At 72.2% G+C, this 18,526-nt stretch carries 16 protein-coding genes; 5 read left to right on the top strand and 11 right to left on the bottom strand.

What is annotated here, in order from left to right:
- Nucleotides 1-28: 28 nt before the first annotated feature.
- From OG595_RS41715 to OG595_RS41690, 6 genes are all read right to left on the bottom strand, one after another.
- A complete protein-coding gene (locus OG595_RS41715) occupies nt 29-1,003 on the bottom strand; it encodes an ABC transporter ATP-binding protein (RefSeq protein ID WP_329281514.1) in 975 nt (324 codons plus the stop codon).
- 74 nt (nt 1,004-1,077) lie between these two features.
- Nucleotides 1,078-3,807: an FtsX-like permease family protein gene (locus tag OG595_RS41710; protein ID WP_329281512.1), complete on the bottom strand. Its 2,730-nt coding sequence runs from the start codon at nt 3,805-3,807 to the stop codon at nt 1,078-1,080.
- Between the two features lie 41 nt (nt 3,808-3,848).
- Entirely contained in the window at nt 3,849-7,085 is a 3,237-nt protein-coding gene (locus OG595_RS41705; protein WP_329281510.1) for an ABC transporter permease, read from the bottom strand.
- Nucleotides 7,086-7,395: 310 nt separating this feature from the next.
- Nucleotides 7,396-8,196 (bottom strand): ABC transporter ATP-binding protein, encoded by an 801-nt coding sequence (locus OG595_RS41700; protein WP_329281508.1) that lies wholly within the window; start codon nt 8,194-8,196, stop codon nt 7,396-7,398.
- Nucleotides 8,193-9,167, bottom strand: coding sequence for a FecCD family ABC transporter permease (locus OG595_RS41695; RefSeq protein WP_329281506.1), 975 nt, complete (start codon nt 9,165-9,167; stop codon nt 8,193-8,195). The genes OG595_RS41700 and OG595_RS41695 overlap by 4 nt, the downstream gene beginning before the upstream one ends.
- A 56-nt stretch (nt 9,168-9,223) precedes the next feature.
- Entirely contained in the window at nt 9,224-10,267 is a 1,044-nt protein-coding gene (locus tag OG595_RS41690; RefSeq protein WP_329281504.1) for an ABC transporter substrate-binding protein, read from the bottom strand.
- A gap of 775 nt (nt 10,268-11,042) precedes the next feature.
- Here OG595_RS41690 and OG595_RS41685 point away from each other — a divergent pair.
- Genes OG595_RS41685 through OG595_RS41675 form a run of 3 tightly spaced genes read left to right on the top strand, consistent with a single transcriptional unit; the run spans nt 11,043 to nt 13,609 of the window.
- Nucleotides 11,043-11,495, top strand: coding sequence for an OsmC family protein (locus tag OG595_RS41685; protein ID WP_329281502.1), 453 nt, complete (start codon nt 11,043-11,045; stop codon nt 11,493-11,495).
- Nucleotides 11,492-13,186, top strand: coding sequence for an aminotransferase class V-fold PLP-dependent enzyme (locus tag OG595_RS41680; protein ID WP_329281501.1), 1,695 nt, complete (start codon nt 11,492-11,494; stop codon nt 13,184-13,186). Before OG595_RS41685 ends, OG595_RS41680 begins: the two co-directional genes overlap by 4 nt.
- Before the next feature lie 51 nt (nt 13,187-13,237).
- Nucleotides 13,238-13,609, top strand: a complete 372-nt coding sequence (locus tag OG595_RS41675; RefSeq protein WP_329281498.1) for a thioredoxin family protein — start codon at nt 13,238-13,240, stop codon at nt 13,607-13,609.
- Nucleotides 13,610-13,655: 46 nt separating this feature from the next.
- Here OG595_RS41675 and OG595_RS41670 read toward each other — a convergent pair whose 3' ends face one another.
- Nucleotides 13,656-14,243 carry a rhodanese-like domain-containing protein gene (locus tag OG595_RS41670; RefSeq protein ID WP_329281497.1) on the bottom strand — a complete coding sequence of 196 codons (588 nt, stop codon included), beginning with the start codon at nt 14,241-14,243 and terminating at the stop codon, nt 13,656-13,658.
- A gap of 81 nt (nt 14,244-14,324) precedes the next feature.
- On the opposite strand from OG595_RS41670, the gene OG595_RS41665 reads away from it, so the two are divergent.
- On the top strand, nt 14,325-14,612 hold the full coding sequence (locus OG595_RS41665; RefSeq protein ID WP_329281495.1) for a metal-sensitive transcriptional regulator: 288 nt from the start codon (nt 14,325-14,327) through the stop codon (nt 14,610-14,612).
- A 21-nt stretch (nt 14,613-14,633) separates the two neighbouring features.
- Here OG595_RS41665 and OG595_RS41660 read toward each other — a convergent pair whose 3' ends face one another.
- The 3 genes from OG595_RS41660 to OG595_RS41650 all read right to left on the bottom strand — a co-directional run bounded on the left by OG595_RS41660 (nt 14,634) and on the right by OG595_RS41650 (nt 17,203).
- Nucleotides 14,634-15,380 carry a sulfite exporter TauE/SafE family protein gene (locus tag OG595_RS41660; protein WP_329281494.1) on the bottom strand — a complete coding sequence of 249 codons (747 nt, stop codon included), beginning with the start codon at nt 15,378-15,380 and terminating at the stop codon, nt 14,634-14,636.
- Nucleotides 15,377-15,766 carry a rhodanese-like domain-containing protein gene (locus OG595_RS41655; RefSeq protein WP_329281492.1) on the bottom strand — a complete coding sequence of 130 codons (390 nt, stop codon included), beginning with the start codon at nt 15,764-15,766 and terminating at the stop codon, nt 15,377-15,379. Before OG595_RS41655 ends, OG595_RS41660 begins: the two co-directional genes overlap by 4 nt.
- Nucleotides 15,767-15,835: 69 nt before the next feature.
- Complete coding sequence (locus OG595_RS41650; RefSeq protein WP_329281490.1) at nt 15,836-17,203, bottom strand: MBL fold metallo-hydrolase; 1,368 nt, start codon at nt 17,201-17,203, stop codon at nt 15,836-15,838.
- A 175-nt stretch (nt 17,204-17,378) separates the two neighbouring features.
- Here OG595_RS41650 and OG595_RS41645 point away from each other — a divergent pair, with 175 nt between their 5' ends.
- The gene (locus OG595_RS41645; protein ID WP_329281488.1) at nt 17,379-17,783 is read left to right on the top strand and encodes a DUF302 domain-containing protein; all 405 of its coding nucleotides are present in this window, start codon (nt 17,379-17,381) and stop codon (nt 17,781-17,783) included.
- Between the two features lie 428 nt (nt 17,784-18,211).
- On the opposite strand, the gene OG595_RS41640 is transcribed toward OG595_RS41645, so the two are convergent.
- Nucleotides 18,212-18,406 (bottom strand): hypothetical protein, encoded by a 195-nt coding sequence (locus OG595_RS41640; protein WP_329281486.1) that lies wholly within the window; start codon nt 18,404-18,406, stop codon nt 18,212-18,214.
- Nucleotides 18,407-18,526 lie beyond the last annotated feature (120 nt).

Below are 18,526 nucleotides of genomic sequence, written 5' to 3'. Positions count from 1 at the left end.
GGTTCGGAAGCCCCGGCCGTTCCGTGACTCAGCCCTGGCCGTTCCGGTCGCCGCGTGTGTTGTCGTCCGGGCGAACGGCGATGTGGTCGGGTTCCAGTTCCAGGGCGACACGGTCGCGCATCCCCAGGGCCCGGGTGTACTCGGCGGGGAGCTGGAGACGGCCGGCCCGGTCGAGCATGGCGTATTCGCGGGCGACCAGGTTCTCCTGACCGGTGGCGGAGTCGACCTCGCTGTGGCGCAGGACTTCCGTCGACGTCCGGCCGTCCCGGATGGCGACCGTACGGCGGACCTCCCCGGCGACGGACTGATCGTGGGTGACGATCACGATGGTGGTCCCCAGCTCCTCGTTGGCGGTGCGGAATGCGGCGAAAACCTGTTCGGCGGTGTGGGAGTCGAGTTCACCGGTGGGCTCGTCGGCCAGCAGGACCGCGGGATCGTTGGCGAGGGCGACCGCGAGGGCGACGCGCTGCTGCTGGCCGCCGGACATCTGGTGCGGCCGACGGTCGCGGCATTCGGCGACGTCCAGCAGTTCGAGGAGTTCCATGGCGCGATCGGCCCTGGTCCGGCGCCGGCCTCGCACGCGGGCCAACTGCAGGGGCAGGGCGACGTTCTGCGCGGCGGTGAGATAGGGCAGGAGATTGCGGGCGGTCTGCTGCCAGACGAAACCGACGGTCCTGCGACGGTAGGAGAGACGTTCCTTGGCGGACATCGTGACCAGGTCGTGGCCGGCGACGCGGGCCACACCGGCGCTGGGTCTGTCCAGTCCGGCCAGGATGTTCATCAGGGTGGACTTGCCGCTGCCGGAGGCACCGACCAGGGCCATCAACTCCCCCTTGCGCACAAGGAGGTCGAGGCCTTGCAGCGCCTGGACCTCCACGCCGTCGGCGGAGAAGATCCGTACCAGCCGGTCGCAGGTGATCAGGGCGTCGTGACCGTAGACGGCGGCGTTGCGCGCGGCGAGGGCACGGTCGGTGAGCTCGTGGAAGGTCGGGCTGCTGGTCATCGGCTGCTCCTGGGCGGACAGAGGGACACGGGCCGGCGCCGGAGGGCGCTTGGTCTCGGGATTCCGCTCACTGACTAGTCGTCACCCATCCTCAGCTCGCGCACCGAACCGCGTCGGCCGGTCCACCAGGCCTGGCCGGCGGGCACACCGACGGCCAGCAGCAGCACGGTGAGCGCCGGAACCGCCAGCGAGAGCGGATCGGTGCGCAGCGCGGCCCCCTCCAGGGCGGACGGGGAGGCCAGGGCGATGGTCGTGAGGTCGATGCCGGGCGACAGCAGGTGAATGCCGGCCCAGCCGGTCAGCAGACCGCCCGCCGCGGCCAGCAACGCCTGCGGGAGGGCCGTGAGGATCAGCAGCCGGCGGCCCTGGGACCGGCTCATGCCCATCGTGCGCAACCGGGCTAGCAGGGCGCTGCGTTCGGGCGCGGTGCGCAGCACGGTCAGCAGGAGGGCGAGGACCGCGTACCCGGCGCCCGCGGCGACCGCGACACCGAACAGGCGTTCCGCGCCCGACTGGAGCGGTGAGTCGACGTGCCGGGCGCGTTCGTCGACGCGCAGCCGGACGGATGCCCCTGTGCCTTCTGCCGCCGAGCGCAGCGCCCGGCTGTTGAGGGCGTCACCGGTCAGCAGCAGGGTCGTCGTACGCGCCACGCCGCGGGGAAGACCGGCACGGTCCACGACCAGGAAGTCGTCACCGATCACGGCCGGAGTGCGCTCCTGGACCATGACGATCCGGACGGTGACGGAGCTGCCGTCCGGGAGGAGGACGGAGTAGGGGCCGGGGCCGTACTCCTCTGCCACGCGAGGTGAGGCCAGCGCGGGCAGGGGCCGGTCGCCGCCGGCCGTCGTACCGGCGTCCCGCTGCCGGAGTCTCGCCGCGTCGAACGGCCCCAGTCCCGTGCGGTGCGCCAGGTGTGAGTAGGCGTCGGGGTCCACACCGGCCAGCGGTACCGGCTGGCTGCCCTGTTGGGGCTTCGCCTCGCTGGTGACGCTCGCTTCCGCCATCCCCCGTACGCCGGGCAGACTGCGGACGCGGTCGGGCAGGGCTTGCGGGAGTGTGCCGGTGGTCGTCTCGATGCGGCCGTCGGCGCCAACGGCGAGGATCGCGGCCCGGTCACGGGCCGCTGTGACCCCTGCCAGGACCGAGCCGCCGAACGCGGCCGTGGTCAGAGCGGTCAGCAGGGCGAGCAGCGGCAGCACCGCGAAGCCCGGGGCGCGGGCCACCTGGGCCAGCGACAGCGGAACCACCAGGCCGCGCATCCGCGTGGCCGCCTTGCTCAGCGCACGCAGCGGCAGGGGGTGGAGGCGTGCCAGCAGCAGAGCCGCGACCACGCCCGTCAGCAGCGGGGCGGCGGCCACCAGACCGGTGCTGCCGGATCCCTGCCGGCGCAGTGCGACGACCGCCCCCGACGCGATGACCAGCACGGTCAGTTCGGCCACCGTACGACGCCGCGACGGGCGGGCGGAGGCGAGGTCTTCCCTGCCGTCGTGCATCCGCACCGTGCGGTGCGCCATCACGCCGCGCAGTGGGAGCGCGACACAGGCGAGCAGGGTGACGGCGAGCGCGGCGGCGACGGCGGGCGCGCTGCGGGCACCGGGCAGCACGAGCAGGGCGACCGTCAGTCCGAGGGCGCCGGCCGGCACGGCCACCACCGCCGTCTCCGCCAGCAGCCGAACGGCCAGGCCGGGCAGCGAGGCGCCACGGGCACGCAGCAGGGCCAGCTCCGCGCGTCGGCGATCGGCTGCCACGCCGCCGGCCATGGCCAGGACGATCACGGCGAGGCTGCCGGTCCCGACGGCGGCCAGGAGAAGCAGCGGGTCGATCCCCGACCGTAGTCCGGCATGGTCTGCGAGGACCCCGTCGAGATTCGTCTGGGCCTCCAGGCGCGGGTCGACGACCGCCCTCAGGTGCTGCACTCCCGGGCCCGACTCAAGGGCGGCGACGGCGGACGCCAGCCGATCGAGATCGTCACCGCGCAGGGTGGCGACGTCGGGCGCCACCTGCCAGTACCGGCGGGGGCTGCCGGGGGTGCCCAGGAGGACCGGGCCGGCGTCGGGGGCGAGGAGCAGAGCGCCGAGCCAGTAGACGTCCGTCGGCGCACTGCCGGGCAGGCGGCTCAGCGCGGGGGTGCGCAGCACCGGCAGTGCCGACCAGTAGGCGCCCTCGGGGGTGCGCGGGACGACGATCCCGGTGACCCGGACGGCGAGCGGGGCACGTATCGAGCCCGGCAGGTGAATCACCGAGCCCACCCGGATGTGGAGCGCACGGGCGGTGTCCACGGTGACGGCGGCCTCGACCTGCGCGGTCGCCGCGGTCACCGGTTCGCCCGTGGTGCGTGGCAACCGGCCCGCACTGAGCCGGGCATGGGAGGCCAGGTCCTGCTGAGCGGCGAGCATCATTTGGGCGGGCATGTCCGCGGGCCGGGGAAGCCACGGATCGGACGCCTCCAGCCCGACGGTCGTGCGCACGCCGTACGACGACTGCGCGCGGTCGGGCACCAGCGGCGCCCTCGTGGTGGCGAGAACCTCGGCCCGCGCCGCGGCCAGCGGACCGGTGCGCAGGGCAGCCTCCGTCTCCTTGATCGTGTCCGTCCAGGGTGGCGGGGCGTCCACCTGCACGGTCGTCCGGTCGGGCAAGGCCTGCTCGACCGCCCGGCGCAGCCCCGCGTCCCCGTACCGGTCGACGGCACGCGGGTACGCGGCAGCCAGCGCGGCGGTCACGGTCACCAGCAGCGCGAGGGCCACGGACGTACCGGCGAAGGCCCTCAGCCGGGCCCGCACCCCGGCCCGCACGTGCGGCGGCACCGCCCTTGTCCCCCCGCTCCGCGGAGGCACCGGCTGCGCGGTCACTGCGCCACCTCGTCCCTGAGAGTCATCACGGGCTTCGCCCGCCGAAGTGCGAGGCCCACGGTCACGAGGGCGGGGCCCGCCGCTAGGGCCGCCAGCAGGGCGGCCAGGCGCACGAGCGGGAGTTCGACCAGCACCGGCGGGAGCGGCCGGGTGGCCTGCCCCGTCAGGACCACGAGGGGAACCAGCGCGTACGTCAGCACCGCGCCCAGGGCCGTGCCGACCAGCAGCGCCAGGGCCACCAGCACGCCGTGCTCCACAGCCACCAGCCGGGCAAGCCGACGGCGGGATGTCCCCAGGGCGCGCAGCACGGCGAACTCACCGTCCCGGACCCGCATCGTCCCCGCCGCGCTCACCGCGAAGCCGAGCGAGGCGAAAAGCACCGTCACCGCCGCCGCCGCGACCAGCGCCGCTTCCGGGGCCGCGCCGAACGGGTCGTCGCGCAACTGGGCCGCTATCTCGTCGCGCACCACCACCTGCTCCGGATCGACGTCGGGCAGGGTCCGCACGGCGGCTGCCGCGTCCGCGGGCGCGGCCGTGCGCAACCACCACTCGGTGGGCGTGAGGCTGGTTCCGTAGCGGGCCTGAAGCACCCGGTTGACGGCCCGGAGATCGACCAGCAGGGCCCCGCCGTCCTGCGCGGTGGTCTCCGTCGTGGGCAGGGCGCTCGCGGTGCGGACGATGTGTACGGGCACGGAACGGCCGCCGAACGTCACCTCCACACGCTGCCCCCGCCGCGCACCGGAAGCGGTGAGGAACTGGTGGGTGGCGACCGCCACGACCTCGGGCGCCGCGGGCTGGACGACCTTCAGCCGCACCTCCAGCGGCACGGCGGCAGGCGAAACATCCGGCGGCAGGAATCCGGTGCTGTACGTCATGGTCAGGGGTGCCGTCGATGTGATCCGGGGGCGGGTCGGCCGGGCACTGTCGCCGGGGGCGACGGTGACAGAGCCGGCCTCGACCGCGGTCGCCCACCTCGTCGGCAACGTCAGCCGCCGGACACCACCGTCGCCCCCTGTCGCCGTGAGCGCGCCGAGGACCAGGCGGTGCCGGTCGGCACGGCCGGTCGGCTGCGACATGCTCAGTGCGAGCCCGGTCAGCGCCAACGGGCCCTGGGCGCCGTTCAGATCCGGGGTCAGCTGGTGCGGGCGGCCGTCGGCCGGGAGGCGGCCGGACGGTATCGCGTAGGAGGTGCCGTAACGGTCCCGCACCGTGAGCGTGACGTCCGCGCCCGGGCCCGGCGTGGTGCTGTGCAGGGCAGCGGTCAGCGTGAGCCCGGCCGTGCCCTCCGGTACCTCGATGCCCGCGGGCGCTCCTGGCGGCGCGAGCCCGGCGAGCAGCGGACCGTCCGTCAGGTCGGGCCGTGCCAGCACCGCCCCGGCCGCCTCCGCCGTGTCCAGAGCCAGGACGGTCGCGGTGCGGCTGCCGGAGAGCGGCACGGTGCCACGCACCGCGGGGGCGATCCCATCCACGTGCGGGAGGTCCGCGTAGACGTCCGTACGGCCCACACCACCGCTCCCGGAGGTCAGGACGCGCACCTCGGCACCCGCGCGGAAGTCGGCCTGGTCGGCCTGGGAACGGTGCCAGGACGCACCCTGCCCGATCGCGATCACACCCAGCGCCACCGAGATGACCAGGAGCAGCACCGGACCCGCCCCCCGCATCGGCCGCCGGCTGAACTGCCAGCCGACCATGGCCGCCGTCAGCCCGCCCCCACGGGCCAGAAGCCGCTCGCCGACACGCGCCAGCAAGGGCAGCAGCCGCAGCACCAGAACCGTTCCGGCGAGCAGCACCAGAGCGGGCGCCGCCACCAGCAGCGGGTCGACACCGAGGACCCCATCGCGATCGGTGGTGACAGCACCGGAACGACGGCTCCCTAGCAGCCAGAGAGCAACACCGGCCACGGCGACCAACCCGAGATCCGCCCCGGCGCGCAGCGGTGCGGCCAGCGCCCCTGCGCGCACCGTGCCGACGCCCGTGAAGGACGCCCGCCACGCCGGAACAGCCACCGCCAGCGCGCACAGCGCGGCCACGCCCACGGCGACCGACCACACCTCGGGTCGGCCCCCGAACGGCACCTCGACACGCACCCCGGTCCGGCCCAGCGCACCCTGCCCGACCAACAGCCGCGTCAACGGCCCCGACAACAGCGGCGCCACCACTATCGCCGGCACGGAGATCAGCAAGGCCTCCAGCCCCGCCAGGCCCGCCACCCAGGCCCGGGTCGCACCACGCGCACGGAGCAACCCGGTCTCGGCCACGCGCTCGGAGCTGAGCGACCGCGCGACGAGCAACAGGGCACAGACCGCGAGCAGTCCGAGCTGACCGGCGACGATCAGCATGCTGGACCGCGTGACGAGCAGGGAGCGTTCGATGCGGTCCAGTACCTCGGGCAACCCGGTGGCCGCCACGGTCGCACCACTGAGCGCGGGCCGCTCGCGCAGCTCCGCGCTCCCCGAGCGCACGGCATCGCGCAGCGCGCCGATCCGCTCCGTCGTCAGCGACGAGTAGTCGGCCGACGCCAGCCAGCCCGACGCCCCGACGCTCACCCGCCCCGACGTGGGCACGCCAGCAGCCGTGAGCAGCGGCCCGTATGTCGTGAAACTCGACGCCTGTACGCCACGGCCCCCCAGGTCGTCCAACTGCCAGTAGGGTGCCCGGACGTCCACCGGCCGGTACACGCCGGTGATCAGCACCCGCACCGCCGGGCCGTGCAGCCGGTCGGTGAGGGTCAGCCGGGCACCGGGTGCCACCCCGAGCTGCCGGGCGGCGCTCTGCGGCAGTGCGACCTCGATGGACCCGGCGGCATCCACCTCACGGGGCAGCCGCCCCGCCACGATCCGCACCTGCGTGCGATCCAGGTCCGCGAAGATCGTGAGATCCGGGTTCCCGTCCTGCCCGGAGGCCGGCCGCAGCGCGGGCGGCAGAGCGTAGGGTCCGGAACGCAGCAGGGTACGCACCCGCACGGGCAGCCCGGCGAAGACGGCCCGGGCCCCCGCCCGCACGGCGTCGTCGGCCGCCCGCCGCTCGTCGGCCGGCACGTCGCCCTTGACCACCAGAGCGGCCTCCGCAGTGGCGCGTTGCTCCGCGAGCGACCGCCGCAGCGCCGCATCGCCTATCGCGCCCGAGTAGGCGGCGAGCGCAGCCAGTACGGTCGTGGTCAACAGCACGGTCAGCAGGGCGGCACTGAGCAACGCGCGATACACCCACGCCCGCAGCGCGATGAACCGCAACACGCCCGCAGGCACCCCTCGTTCCCCCACCGAACCCCCCGAATCCAGCGTGCAGGCACAAGAGGGCATTGTAGGACCGACTTTGGTCTTCTCGTGATCAGAATCCGACGGGTTCTGATTGGCCGTCGCCGTCAGAACAGGCCCGGTACGGCCAACACCCCGGTGGAACCGCGGCTCATGATCCGGCGGTCCCCCAACAGGCCGGCCGGACAAGGGTGCCCTCGTAGCCGTAGGCGTCGCCCGAGGCGAGGCTTCCACAGCTCGCGATCGTGCGGGCGGTCCGTGACCGTCAGGGTGAGCGATGTCTGTGGCGTCACCGGTGCGCCGGCTCGGGCGCCCGGGCGTCAGCGAGGGGCTGGGCGGCGTAGGTGATGCGGACGACGCCGTCCGCGTGACGTTCCGTGTCGCCCCGGACACCGAAGACATCGCAGAGCAGGTCCGGAGTCAGGACCTCCAGCACCGGTCCGGCCGCGACCACCTCACCCTCGTGGAGCACGACGAGGTGGTCGCAGAGGCGGGCGGCGAGGTCGAGGTCGTGCAGTACGGCCAGGGTGGTGATCCCGGTGCTGCGGATGAGGTCGAGGAGCTCGAACCGGGCGCGGATGTCGAGGTGGTTGGTGAGTTCGTCCAGGACCAGGAGCTGGGGGCGCTGGGCGAGGGCACGGGCCAGCAGCACGCGTTGGCGTTCACCGCCGGAGAGGGTGGCGTAGTCCCGGTCCGCGAAGGGCGCAACTCCGCATCGGGCGACCGCTTCGGCGACCGCCTCGCGGTCCTCGGCGCCGTCCCGGCCCATCAGCCCGTGGTGGGGGGTTCGGCCGAGGGCGACGATCTCGGTCACCGTCAGGCCGGTGGTGGTGCCGGCGTCCTGGAGGACCGCCGCCGTACGCCGGGCAGCCGTGCGGGAGGAGAGTTCCCACACGTCGTCGCCGCCCACCCTGACCACGCCGTCGGCGGGGCGCAGTGAGCGGTAGACCGTGCGGAGCAGGGTGGACTTGCCGCTGCCGTTCGGCCCGACGAGGCCGACGATGTCTCCCTTGGCGGCTTCCAGGTGCACCGCGCGGAGGATCGGCCTGCGGTCCAGGGTGATGTGGAGCTGGTCGACGGTCAGTTTCATATGGCGTCCAGGCCCTTGTTGCGGCGCAGCAGCCACAGGAAGAAGGGGGCCCCGAGCAGGGCGGTGAGGATGCCCAGCGGGAGTTCGTTGGGGCGGGTGAGGGTGCGGGAGAGCAGGTCGACGAGGACCAGGTAGACGGCGCCCAGGAGCGCGGTCAGGGGGATGAGTCTGCGGTGGTCGGCGCCGGTGGTGAGGCGGACCAGGTGAGGGATCATCAGGCCGACGAAGCCGACCCCGCCCGCGACGGCGATGACGGTGCCGGTGAGCAGTGCGCTGACGACCAGCAGGCCGGCGCGCAGCCGGTGGACGTCCACACCGAGCGCGGTCGCCGACTCGTCGCCGGCGAGCAGTGCGTTGAGCCGTCGGCCCAGCAGGGTCAGCACGACCGTGCTCGTCAGGACGACGACCGTGACGGTGGGCAGCTGGCTCCATTGGGCGCCGGCGACACTGCCCAGCATCCAGAACATCACCGTACGCAGTTCGGTGGGCGTCGCCAGGAGCTGGACGAAGCTGGTCATCGACAGCAGGACGTAGCCGACCGCGACCCCCGCCAGCACCACCCGGGTGGGGGCGAGCCGGCCCTGCCGCTGCCCCAGGACGAAGACCAGGGCACCGGCCGCCAGGGCGCCGACGAACGCCGCGCCGGACACACCTAGCGCGCCGAGACCGCCGAGCGCGACGCCGCCGAGGGTGATGACGAGGACCGCGCCGAACGAGGCGCCGTAGGAGAAGCCGAGGACGACAGGGTCGGCGAGCGGGTTGGTGACCAGGGTCTGCAGCACCGCCCCCGCCACTGCCAGGCCCGCGCCCACCAGGGCGGCCAGGGCGACCCGGGGTGCCCGGAAGGTCCACACGATCTGATCCAGGGCGGGGTCCGCGGTGGTGCCCTGGCCGGTGATGCGGTGCAGGAGGATCCGCCACACGTCGCCGACGGGGATGTTGACCGCGCCGATGCTCACCGCCACCACCATGACCGCGACGAGCGCGGCAAGGAGGACGCCGACGGCGAGGGACAGCCGCAGGCCGTTCAGACCTTGTCGGGGTGCAGGGCCTTGGCGATCTTCTCTACGGCCAGGTCGTTGCTGGGGCCGAGGTACATCGAGTCCGACAGTGCCACGTACGTGTTGTTCTTCGCGGCCGGCCACTGGGGGAACTCCTTCAGCAGTTTCCTGGCGTAGGCCGCCGGGTTCGGGTCGTTGTAGCCGATGACGACGAGGGCGTCGATGTCGGTGGCGGCCACCTTCTCCTTGCTCAGGTCGGCGAAGGAGGACTTGGAGGCGTTCTCGAAGGCGTTGGAGCCGCCGGCCTTGGCGAGGATGTCGTTGTAGACGCCCTTGGCGACGACGGAGCTGAAGTCGTTGCCGCCCATGGCCATGTTGGAGAACAGGACCATGACCTTGGGCTGTTTCTCGCCCTTCACCTTGGCGGCCACCTCGGCGATGTGCTTTTCCGACGCGGCGATGATCTTCTCGGCCTCGTCGCTCCTGTCGAAGACCTTGCCCATGTCGCGCAGCAGGGTGTAGCTGTCGGCGATCGTCATCCTGGAGGTGTCCTGGTCGCAGCCCTGTGGGGACACGTAGGTGTTCGCCCCGACCTGCTTCAGCTGCTCGCGGGTGGCGAAGCCGTTCCTCTCGTCGAAGCCGTACGAGGTGGTGGACAGCACCAGGTCGGGGCGCAGGCCGATCATCGCCTCGCGGGGGATGTCGTAGGCGTCGTTGAGTTTGACGTCTCCGGTGGGCAGCGCCTTGATGGCGGCGGCACGTCCCGTGACCTCGGACATGCCGTAGGTCTGCTGGTTGGCGACGATCTTGTCCTGTACGCCGAGGGCGAGGAGCGTGGAGACCTCGGCGACCGAGGCACCGTTCATGACGACGACCCGGCTCGGTTCCTTGGTGATCTTTTCCGACACTCCGCAGTTCTCCAGGGTCACCGGGTAGCCGGACGTCGCGGCGGCCGCCGCGGCCTTGCCGTCGGCGGTGGTGTCCGTGTCGGTCGAGGAGTCGGCGCAGGCCGCGGTGACCAGACACAGGGCGCCGGCCAGGGCGATGGCGACGGGCCGTTTCTTCGACATGCGTGGCTCCCTTGCAGCGGGGTGCCCGTGGGGCGACGGGCTGTGTTGCAGTAGTCGGGAGGCGGAGCCGGTGAGTTCCCGGCGGGTGCCCACTACTTTGTGGAAGGACAGACGGCTCCCGGGGACCGCGACCGGATCTGGCGAAGGAGCATGAGCCCGACGGCGACAGCAGGACTCGGCGGACCTGCCACGACACCAAGGACACATGTCCTGTGACAACCTGCGGGCGCAGGATCGCCGTGCGGTGCCTGCGGCTCGCTCCCGCACATCAGCCCATCACCCGCGTCACGCAGTAGATGGGCCAGGACCAGGGCGGCGGGCCGGGAGTGTGGGCGGCCCTCACCGCCGACGCGGCCCGCGACCCGACTCGCCTGCTCCTCCCGCACGCCGGCCTGGCCGAGCGCGGTCCGGATTGTCGTTCTGGCCGTACATGCGGCGCAGCCGGTTTGCCGTCAGCGTGCCTCCGGTGCCGCCTCCGAGTATCGCGATGTGTGTGCCCATGCCCCCACTGTCATCCGGAAGGTGAGAGCGGGGCATGGGCCACAGGTCTCCACCTGGTACCCACCCGGGTATGTCTCGCCCCACCCCGACAGGCCCGGCGCGCCGACGGCCCGCCATGAACCTCCTGAAAAAATACCCACCAGGGTATTTTCCTACGGCTGTCGGCGCCAGGGCCGAACGGCCCCTGGCGCACCCCGTCGGCCTCTCGATCAGCAGCGGGGTTCGCGGTCGACTGGAACTGGCAGCAGTCGACGCCGACGAGAGAGGCCCTGCCATGACCGGCACCGCACCGCAGACCCTCCCCACGAACCAGGCACAGGACGCGGACGTGCACCGCTTCGAGGTGACCCACGCCGAACGCGACATCTACACCGTGGACATCCGCGGCCACCGTTTGCATGTCGACCAGCCCGTCGAGGCGGGCGGCACCGACATCGCGCCCACCCCCACCGAGCTGTTCGCCGCCTCCCTGGCCACCTGCGTCGCCTTCTACGCGGGCCGCTTCCTGCACCGGCACGGCCTGGACCAGGCCGGACTGCGCGTCCGTGCAGAATTCACCATGGCCACCGACCGGCCCGCCCGCGTGGCCTCCGTGCACGTCACGATCGTCCCGCCCCCCGGACTGCCCGAGCAGCGCCGCGCGGCCCTGCTCGCCGTCGCCTCGCGCTGCACTGTCCACAACACACTGCAGCAGCCACCCGAGATCGGCATCGGACTGGCACCATGAGCACGCACCTGGCACCGCCCGCCGTCCCCCTTCTGGACCGCATCCGCCGCGGCCTCATCGGCGACGGCGAGGTGCTGGAGGGCCCCTACGGCCCCCGACGCCTCGTCTACGCCGACTACACCGCCTCCGGCCGCTCCCTGGACTTCGTCGAGGACTTCGTGCGCGAACAGGTACTGCCCCTGTACGGCAACACCCACACGGAAAGTTCCAGCACCGGCCTGCAGACGACCCGGCTGCGCGAGGATGCCCGCCGGATCATCCGCGACGCGGTCGGCGGCACCGAGGACGACCTGGTCATCTTCTGCGGCTCGGGAGCGACCGCGGCGGTCAACAAACTGGTGGGCATCCTGGAGCTGCGCCGCCCCGACCCGCTGCCGCGGGCCGTACGCCCGGTCGTGTTCGTCGGCCCGTACGAGCACCACTCGAACGAACTGCCCTGGCGGGAGTCGGTCGCCGACGTCGTGGTCATCGGCGAGGACGCGGACGGTCACATCGATCCCGCCGAGCTGGAAGCGCAGTTGGTCCGGTACTCCGGCCGGCCGCTGCGTATCGGCAGCTTCTCCGCCGCCTCCAACGTCACCGGCATCCTCACCGACACCGACCGTATCGCCCAACTGCTGCACGCGCACGGCGCGCTGTCCTTCTGGGACTACGCGGCCGCCGCCCCGTACGTACCCCTCCGGGTCGCCGAGAGCACCCCCGGCGCCGACGACCACAAGGACGCGGTCTTCCTGTCCCCGCACAAGTTCGTCGGCGGCCCGCAGACCCCGGGCGTGCTCGTCGTACGCCGCGAACTGGTTCGCAACCAGGTGCCCACCGTGCCGGGCGGCGGCACGGTCGCCTTCGTCGACCCGATCGGCCACCGGTATCTGGACGACCCGGTCGCCAGGGAGGAGGGCGGCACCCCGGCGATCGTGGAGTCGATCCGCGCCGGTCTGGTCCTCGCCCTCAAACAGGCCGTCGGCACCGACACCATCCAGGCCGCCGAGGAACGGCACTGGAAACGTGCGCTCGCCCGGTGGGACCGCAACCCCGGTATCGAGATCCTCGGCAACCACCACGCCCGCCGCCTGTCCATCATCTCGTTCCGCATCCGGCACGGCGACCACGCCTACCTCCATCACAACTACGTCGTCGCCCTGCTCAACGACCTCTTCGGCATCCAAGCCCGCGGCGGCTGCTCCTGCGCCGGGCCCTACGGGCACCGCCTGCTCGCCATCGACACGGCCACTTCCCATGCCCTGCTCGACGAGGTCGTCCACGGCTGCGACGGCATCAAACCCGGCTGGATCCGCGTCAACTTCAACTACTTCATCAGCGACACCGTCCGCGACTACCTCATCGACGCGGTCGAGCTGATCGCCGCGTACGGCCACCGGCTCCTTCCCGACTACCGCTTCGACCCGCACACCGGCCTGTGGCGCCATCGCACCGGCCCGGCCTCTCCCCCGCTGCGGCTGACCGACGTGCGCTTCGCCGCCGACGGACGGATCACCGGGTCGACGGTTCACCACCACCGGCTGGGCGAAGAAGCGCTGTCGGGCCAACTCGACCGTGCGCGCGAGGTGCTCACCCGCCGTGCGGATTCCCTCGACGACGGCCCCACCGGGCTGCCGGCCGACTTCGAGCGGATGCGCTGGTTCCCGCTGCCGCCCGTCTGCCTGGAACAAACCCGGGCCGGCACCGGTTGAACCGAAGGGATCGAGATACCCCTCCGGGTATATGAGAGGAGACCGGAAAGCATGCCCACCGTAGAACTGACCAAGGACAACTTCGAGGAGACCGTCACCGGTTCGGAGATCGTGCTGATCGACTTCTGGGCCGCCTGGTGCGGACCGTGCCGCCGTTTCGCCCCCGTCTACGACAAGGCGGCCGAGCGGCATCCGGACATCGTCTTCGGCAAGGTCGACACCGAGGCACAGCCCGAACTCGCCGCGGGTTTCCGCATCTCCTCCATCCCCACCCTGATGGCCGTCCGCGACCGGACGGTCCTGTACGCCGAGCCGGGTGCCCTGCCGCCGCAGGCACTGGAGGAGCTCATCGGAAAGATCAGGGCCGTCGACATGGACGACGTGCGCCGGAAGGCCGCCGCGGGCTCGGCCGGAGCGAACTGACGTCCAGGGCTCCATGGAGTCCCCCCAGGCGCCCTGGAGCGCGGGTTCAGCGGCTGCGCAGAGCGGCCAACACGGCGTCGAGATCGGCCGCGCGCGGGCGGTTGTACGGCAGCTTGCCGAGCACGGCCGCCATGCCACAGGTGTTGGTGAGGGCGGAGAAGACCAGGCCACCCGCGATACCGGCCGAGATCAGCAGGAGAGCCGGGTGCACGAGCAGGCCGAGGAGGAGCCCCAGGAGCACCACCGTGCCGGCGGTGAAGCGCACCTGTCGCTCCATGCTCCAGCCGGCCCGCGTGTCGCAGGCCGCCGGGGTGTGCAGGTCGTGCCCCTCGGCGGCCCAGGCGCCGGTGCCACCGGAGAGGGTGGCGGTCGGTACACCCTGCTCGGCCAGGAGCTTGCAGGCGTTCTCGGAGCGGGCGCCCGAGGCGCACACGACGAGGATGTCACCCCGATCGGAAGCGTGGCGTATCTCCGGCAGCGCGTGCCTGACGTGGTCCAGGGGGATGTTCAGGGCGCCGGGCAGATGACCGGAGGCGTACTCGGCCGGCGTGCGCACATCGATGACGGTGAGCTCGTGCAGCCGGATGCGGGCCTGCTCGGTGGCGAGGGTGACGGGGGCGGGAGAGCTGGTCATGACAGGTGTGATCCTTAATGGTCGACATGGTCCCGAACCGGGACGCACAGTACCCCTAGGGGTATTTTCTGAGGAGTGATCGTGGAGCTGGAGCTTGAGAGTGCGGACCTGAAGGCCGTGCTGAACCGCCTGCGCCGCGCGCAGGGGCAGATCTCCGGCGTGATCCGGATGATCGAGGAGGGCCGCGACTGCGAGGACGTCGTCACGCAGCTGGCCGCCGCTTCGCGCGCTCTCGACCGTGCCGGTTTCGCGATCATCGCGACCGGCATGCAGCAGTGCATGACCGACATCGAGTCCGGCCGCAGGAACGGCGAGGACGCCCAGGAGATGCGCGCCCGCCTGGAGAAGCTGTTCCTGTCCCTGGCGTGAGGGCTCTCGCCGCGGCGGCCGTCACAGCAGCGCATCGATCAGCATGAAGGCCGCCACCGCCAGCAGCGCCAGCGCGAAGATCCGCTGAAGCGTGTGTCCCGAGACCTTCACGGACAGCCGCTTGCCGTCCCATGCCCCAAGAATCGCAGCCGCGACGAACGGTCCGACGACCGCCCAGTCCAGACCCTCGACCGTCCCGGCCCGGGTCGTCAGCGCGGCCAGCGAGTTGACGGTGATGACCAGCAGGCTGGTGCCCACCGCGTTCCGCATCCGCAGGCCCAGCACACTCACCAGCGCGGGTACGGCGAGGAAGCCGCCGCCGACGCCGAGGACACCGGTGACCGCGCCGAGCCCGCCACCGGCTGCCGCCACCCGCCCCGGCCGCACCGTCACGGTGCCCTCCGCGGCTGGCCGGGACCGCAGCATGCGTAGGGCGGCCGCGCCCGCGACCACGGCGAACGCCGCTGTCAGCACGGCGGCCGGGATACGTCCGGCGAGCGCGCCGCCCAGCATCGCCGGGCCGATCCCGCCCGCCGCGAACAGCAGCCCCGTACGCCAGCGGACGTTCCCGTCGCGGGCGTGCGCGACCAGCGCGGTGACCGAGGTGAGCGTGACGATGACCAGACTCGCGGTCGTCGCCCCGACCGGACTGAAACCGAGCAGATAGATCAGGGCGGGCACAGCAAGCACACTGCCGCCGCCCCCGAGCGCACCGAGCGCGAGACCGATGACCGCCCCGGCGGCCAGGGCGAGTATGAGAGTGCTCACGCGACGATGCCGATCCCGCCCTGCGGATCCAGCACCGGCAGCCCCGCCTCCGCCCAGTCACGCATACCGCCGATCACGTCCACGGCCTCCGCGCCGCGAGTGGCCAACAGTTCCGCGGCTTGCCGGGAGCGGTTGCCGGAGCGGCAGATCACGACCAGGGGCCGCGCCTGCGCGTGCGCCGGCAGCCCCGCCCCGGCGGCCAGCGCCGACAGCGGCAGATGCACGGCTCGGGGGGCGTGGCCCGCCTGCCACTCGTACGGCTCGCGCACATCCAGCAGCACGGCGTCACCGCCGCTACCGGCGGCGTCGCCGTGCCCGGTGCGCAGGGCCGCCTCCTGCACGCTCACGCGGCCCGCGCCGCCCCGTTCTCGTCGGAAGATGCTCATGTCGATTTCTCGCTCCTGTTTCCATGTCGGCAGTGAAGATCGGCGGGACGCCTACCGCGCCCGATGCCGTCAGGGCGTCCGTACGGTGAGTCCCGCCTTCTCCGCCGCGTCGAAGGCGTCGTCCACGGCAACGACCTCGCGACCGGCCGCGTCCAGCAGCGAGGCGGCGATCGCGGCACGCATCCCGCCCGCGCAGTGCACCCACACCTCACCGGCGGGAACCTCCCCGAGGCGGCGGTGCAGAGCGTGGACCGGGATGTGGACCGAGCCCTCGATGTACCCGGCCGCCCGCTCCGAGCCGCGTCGCACATCGAGAACGACGACGCCCTCCACAGGACGCCGAACCGCGAGGTCGGCGAACGTCGCACGCCGGAAGGAGGCTGATGCCACACCCTCGGGCACCCACTCGGCCGGTGCGCCGGTGGCCGCGGCGGCGGGGCGGTCGATACCGACCCGGACCAGTTCGCGCTGGGCGGCGGCGAGCTGCTCGCGTGACTCGGCCAGCAGCGTCACGGGCTTGCCCCACGGGATCAGCCAGGCCAGATACGTGGCGAGCTGTCCCTCGGCCTCGAAGTTGAACGAGCCGGACACGTGCCCTTCGGCGAAGGCGACACGGTTGCGCAGGTCCACCACCCACTCCCCCGCTGCCAGCCGGGCGGCTATCTCCTCGGCATCCGCGACGGCGGGCGGGGTCAGGTCGACGGGCGCGGGTCCAGCGGCGTTGGCCGGACCCATGTGCGTGTAATAGGCGGGGATGTCGTCCAGCCCGGCCAGGAGGCCGGCGACGAAGGTGTCCACGTCCCGGGTGAAGGCCTCATTGGACGCCTTCTCCTTGCCGATGGTCGTGTCACCGCCCTCAGCCTGCGAGGACGAGCAGAAGCTGCCGAAGCCGTGCGTGGGCAACACCTCGGTCTCGTCGGGCAGTTCGGCGGCGAGACGGTGTGCGGAGGCGTGCTGGGCGCGGGCGAGCTGTTCGGTCAGCCGAGGCTCCACGAGATCCGGGCGGCCCACCGTGCCGATCAGCAGCGAGCCCCCGGTGAACACCGCGACCGCCGTGCCGTTCCCCTCCAGCGCATAGGAGGTGTGGTGCGGGGTGTGGCCGGGCGTCGCCACGGCGCGCAGGGTCAGCCCGGCATCGGCGTCGATCTCCGCGCGGTCGCCGTCCTGTACCGGTATACGTGCGAAGGAGACCCTGGCCCCGGCAGGGACGAGGTAGGCGGCGCCCGTGATCCGGGCCAGTTCCAGACCGCCGGTGACGTAGTCGTTGTGGACATGGGTCTCGACGACGTGCGAGATCCGCACGCCCCGCCGCGCCGCTGCCGCGATCACCTGGTCGACGTCGCGGGGCGGGTCGACCGCCACCGCCGTCCGCTCACCGCCCGCGAGATAGCTGCGGTTGCCGAGCCCTGACACCTCGATCGTGTCGACGAAGAACACGCGGTACTCCCTTCCAACGATGAATTACCCCGGGGGGTATGCTTACGACCGTAACACTAGTACCCCCGGGGGTATTTCCACGGGCAGGGAAACTCCGGGAAACGCTTCACGAGTGACTCGCACACGGCCGGGCAGCCGTCCCATGCCACGCGAACCGACGAGAAAGGTCATCGCCATGCGTTACGACCGCACAGTGCACCTCGACAGCGACTTCGCCACCACCGTCAGCCGCGTCCGCGAAGCCCTCGCCGCGCAGGGTTTCGGCATCCTCACCGAGATCGACGTCACCGCCACGCTCAAGGCGAAGCTCGACCACGACATGGAGGACTACGTCATCCTCGGCGCCTGCAACCCGCCCCTTGCCCACCGCGCCCTGGAGACCGACCGCACCATCGGCCTGCTGCTGCCCTGCAACGTCGTCGTCCGCCGCGACGGAGACCTCACCGCCGTACAGGCACTCGACCCGAACACCATGGTCGCCCTCACCGGACTCGACGCCCTGCGCCCCGTCGCCGAGGAAGCCACCCACCGCCTCGACGCCGCACTCGCCACCCTCACCGCAGCCGACGCGGACAGCTGACGTACCGTCGAGCGAGCGCCTGCATCCGCTGCCGGCAGCGTGCCCCGCCGCGGGGTGCACGGGCGGCCGAGCCGTCCTCGCCCGGATAGCCCGCGAGTTGGTGGGCGAACGGCCGTAAGCGCGCCCCTGGGCGATGCCGTGAATCTTGTGGACACATGCGGCACGGCTGCTCACCGGGGGGGCTCGGGGGTGTGCGGTCCGCGCCGTTTCCACGGCCGCACACAGTGGTTCCGCCCAGGACCGGGCGAGCGTGCGGGCGGGTTCCGGTCCTGACAGCCCCGATACGCAGCCGACGAGGTTGACCGAGCGGTACCGGCCGAGGGGTGCCAACTCGGTGACGTACACGGGACGGCGTCGCCCGGCGATCGTGAGTTCGTCGGGGAAGGTGTCGTCAGGCGGGAAGATCAGCCCGTTCAGCGTCCACGGCGTCACCACCACGAGCGTGGGCGTGTCGGCGGCGAGTGGGCGCCGAGCGCCTCGACCACCAGCCGCGGATTGGCCGCGGGGCCGCCCATGTGCTCGATCGTCAGATCGGTTGCCGGGATGCTGCGGTGGACGAAGCCGGGAGGGAACCCGTTGAAGGACAACTGATTCTGTTCGAGGCGGAGCCGGTCCTGGTTCACCGATCGCCAACTCTCAGCACGGGACTACCCGGCCTTCCAGAGATACTGCCGTTTGCCGGGCAGACGCATCGACCCGGAATCGACCCCACGCCTTCATAGACCCCTGACACACCCATCTGG

Source organism: Streptomyces sp. NBC_01451 (genome assembly GCF_036227485.1).
Taxonomy (GTDB): domain Bacteria; phylum Actinomycetota; class Actinomycetes; order Streptomycetales; family Streptomycetaceae; genus Streptomyces.
The sequence above is the reverse complement of the archived record's forward strand: the minus strand, read 5'-3'. Positions and strand labels throughout refer to the sequence as shown.

Excerpts from the sequence above, each read along its gene's own strand:
- OG595_RS41700 (WP_329281508.1), bottom strand. The coding sequence starts at position 8,196 with ATGAAACTGACCGTCGACCAGCTCCACATCACCCTGGACCGCAGGCCG.
- OG595_RS41695 (WP_329281506.1), bottom strand. The coding sequence starts at position 9,167 with ATGGTGGTGGCGGTGAGCATCGGCGCGGTCAACATCCCCGTCGGCGAC.
- OG595_RS41680 (WP_329281501.1), top strand. The coding sequence starts at position 11,492 with ATGAGCACGCACCTGGCACCGCCCGCCGTCCCCCTTCTGGACCGCATC.
- OG595_RS41715 (WP_329281514.1), bottom strand. The coding sequence starts at position 1,003 with ATGACCAGCAGCCCGACCTTCCACGAGCTCACCGACCGTGCCCTCGCC.
- OG595_RS41690 (WP_329281504.1), bottom strand. The coding sequence starts at position 10,267 with ATGTCGAAGAAACGGCCCGTCGCCATCGCCCTGGCCGGCGCCCTGTGT.
- OG595_RS41675 (WP_329281498.1), top strand. The coding sequence starts at position 13,238 with ATGCCCACCGTAGAACTGACCAAGGACAACTTCGAGGAGACCGTCACC.
- OG595_RS41645 (WP_329281488.1), top strand. The coding sequence starts at position 17,379 with ATGCGTTACGACCGCACAGTGCACCTCGACAGCGACTTCGCCACCACC.
- OG595_RS41670 (WP_329281497.1), bottom strand. The coding sequence starts at position 14,243 with ATGACCAGCTCTCCCGCCCCCGTCACCCTCGCCACCGAGCAGGCCCGC.
- OG595_RS41685 (WP_329281502.1), top strand. The coding sequence starts at position 11,043 with ATGACCGGCACCGCACCGCAGACCCTCCCCACGAACCAGGCACAGGAC.
- OG595_RS41655 (WP_329281492.1), bottom strand. The coding sequence starts at position 15,766 with ATGAGCATCTTCCGACGAGAACGGGGCGGCGCGGGCCGCGTGAGCGTG.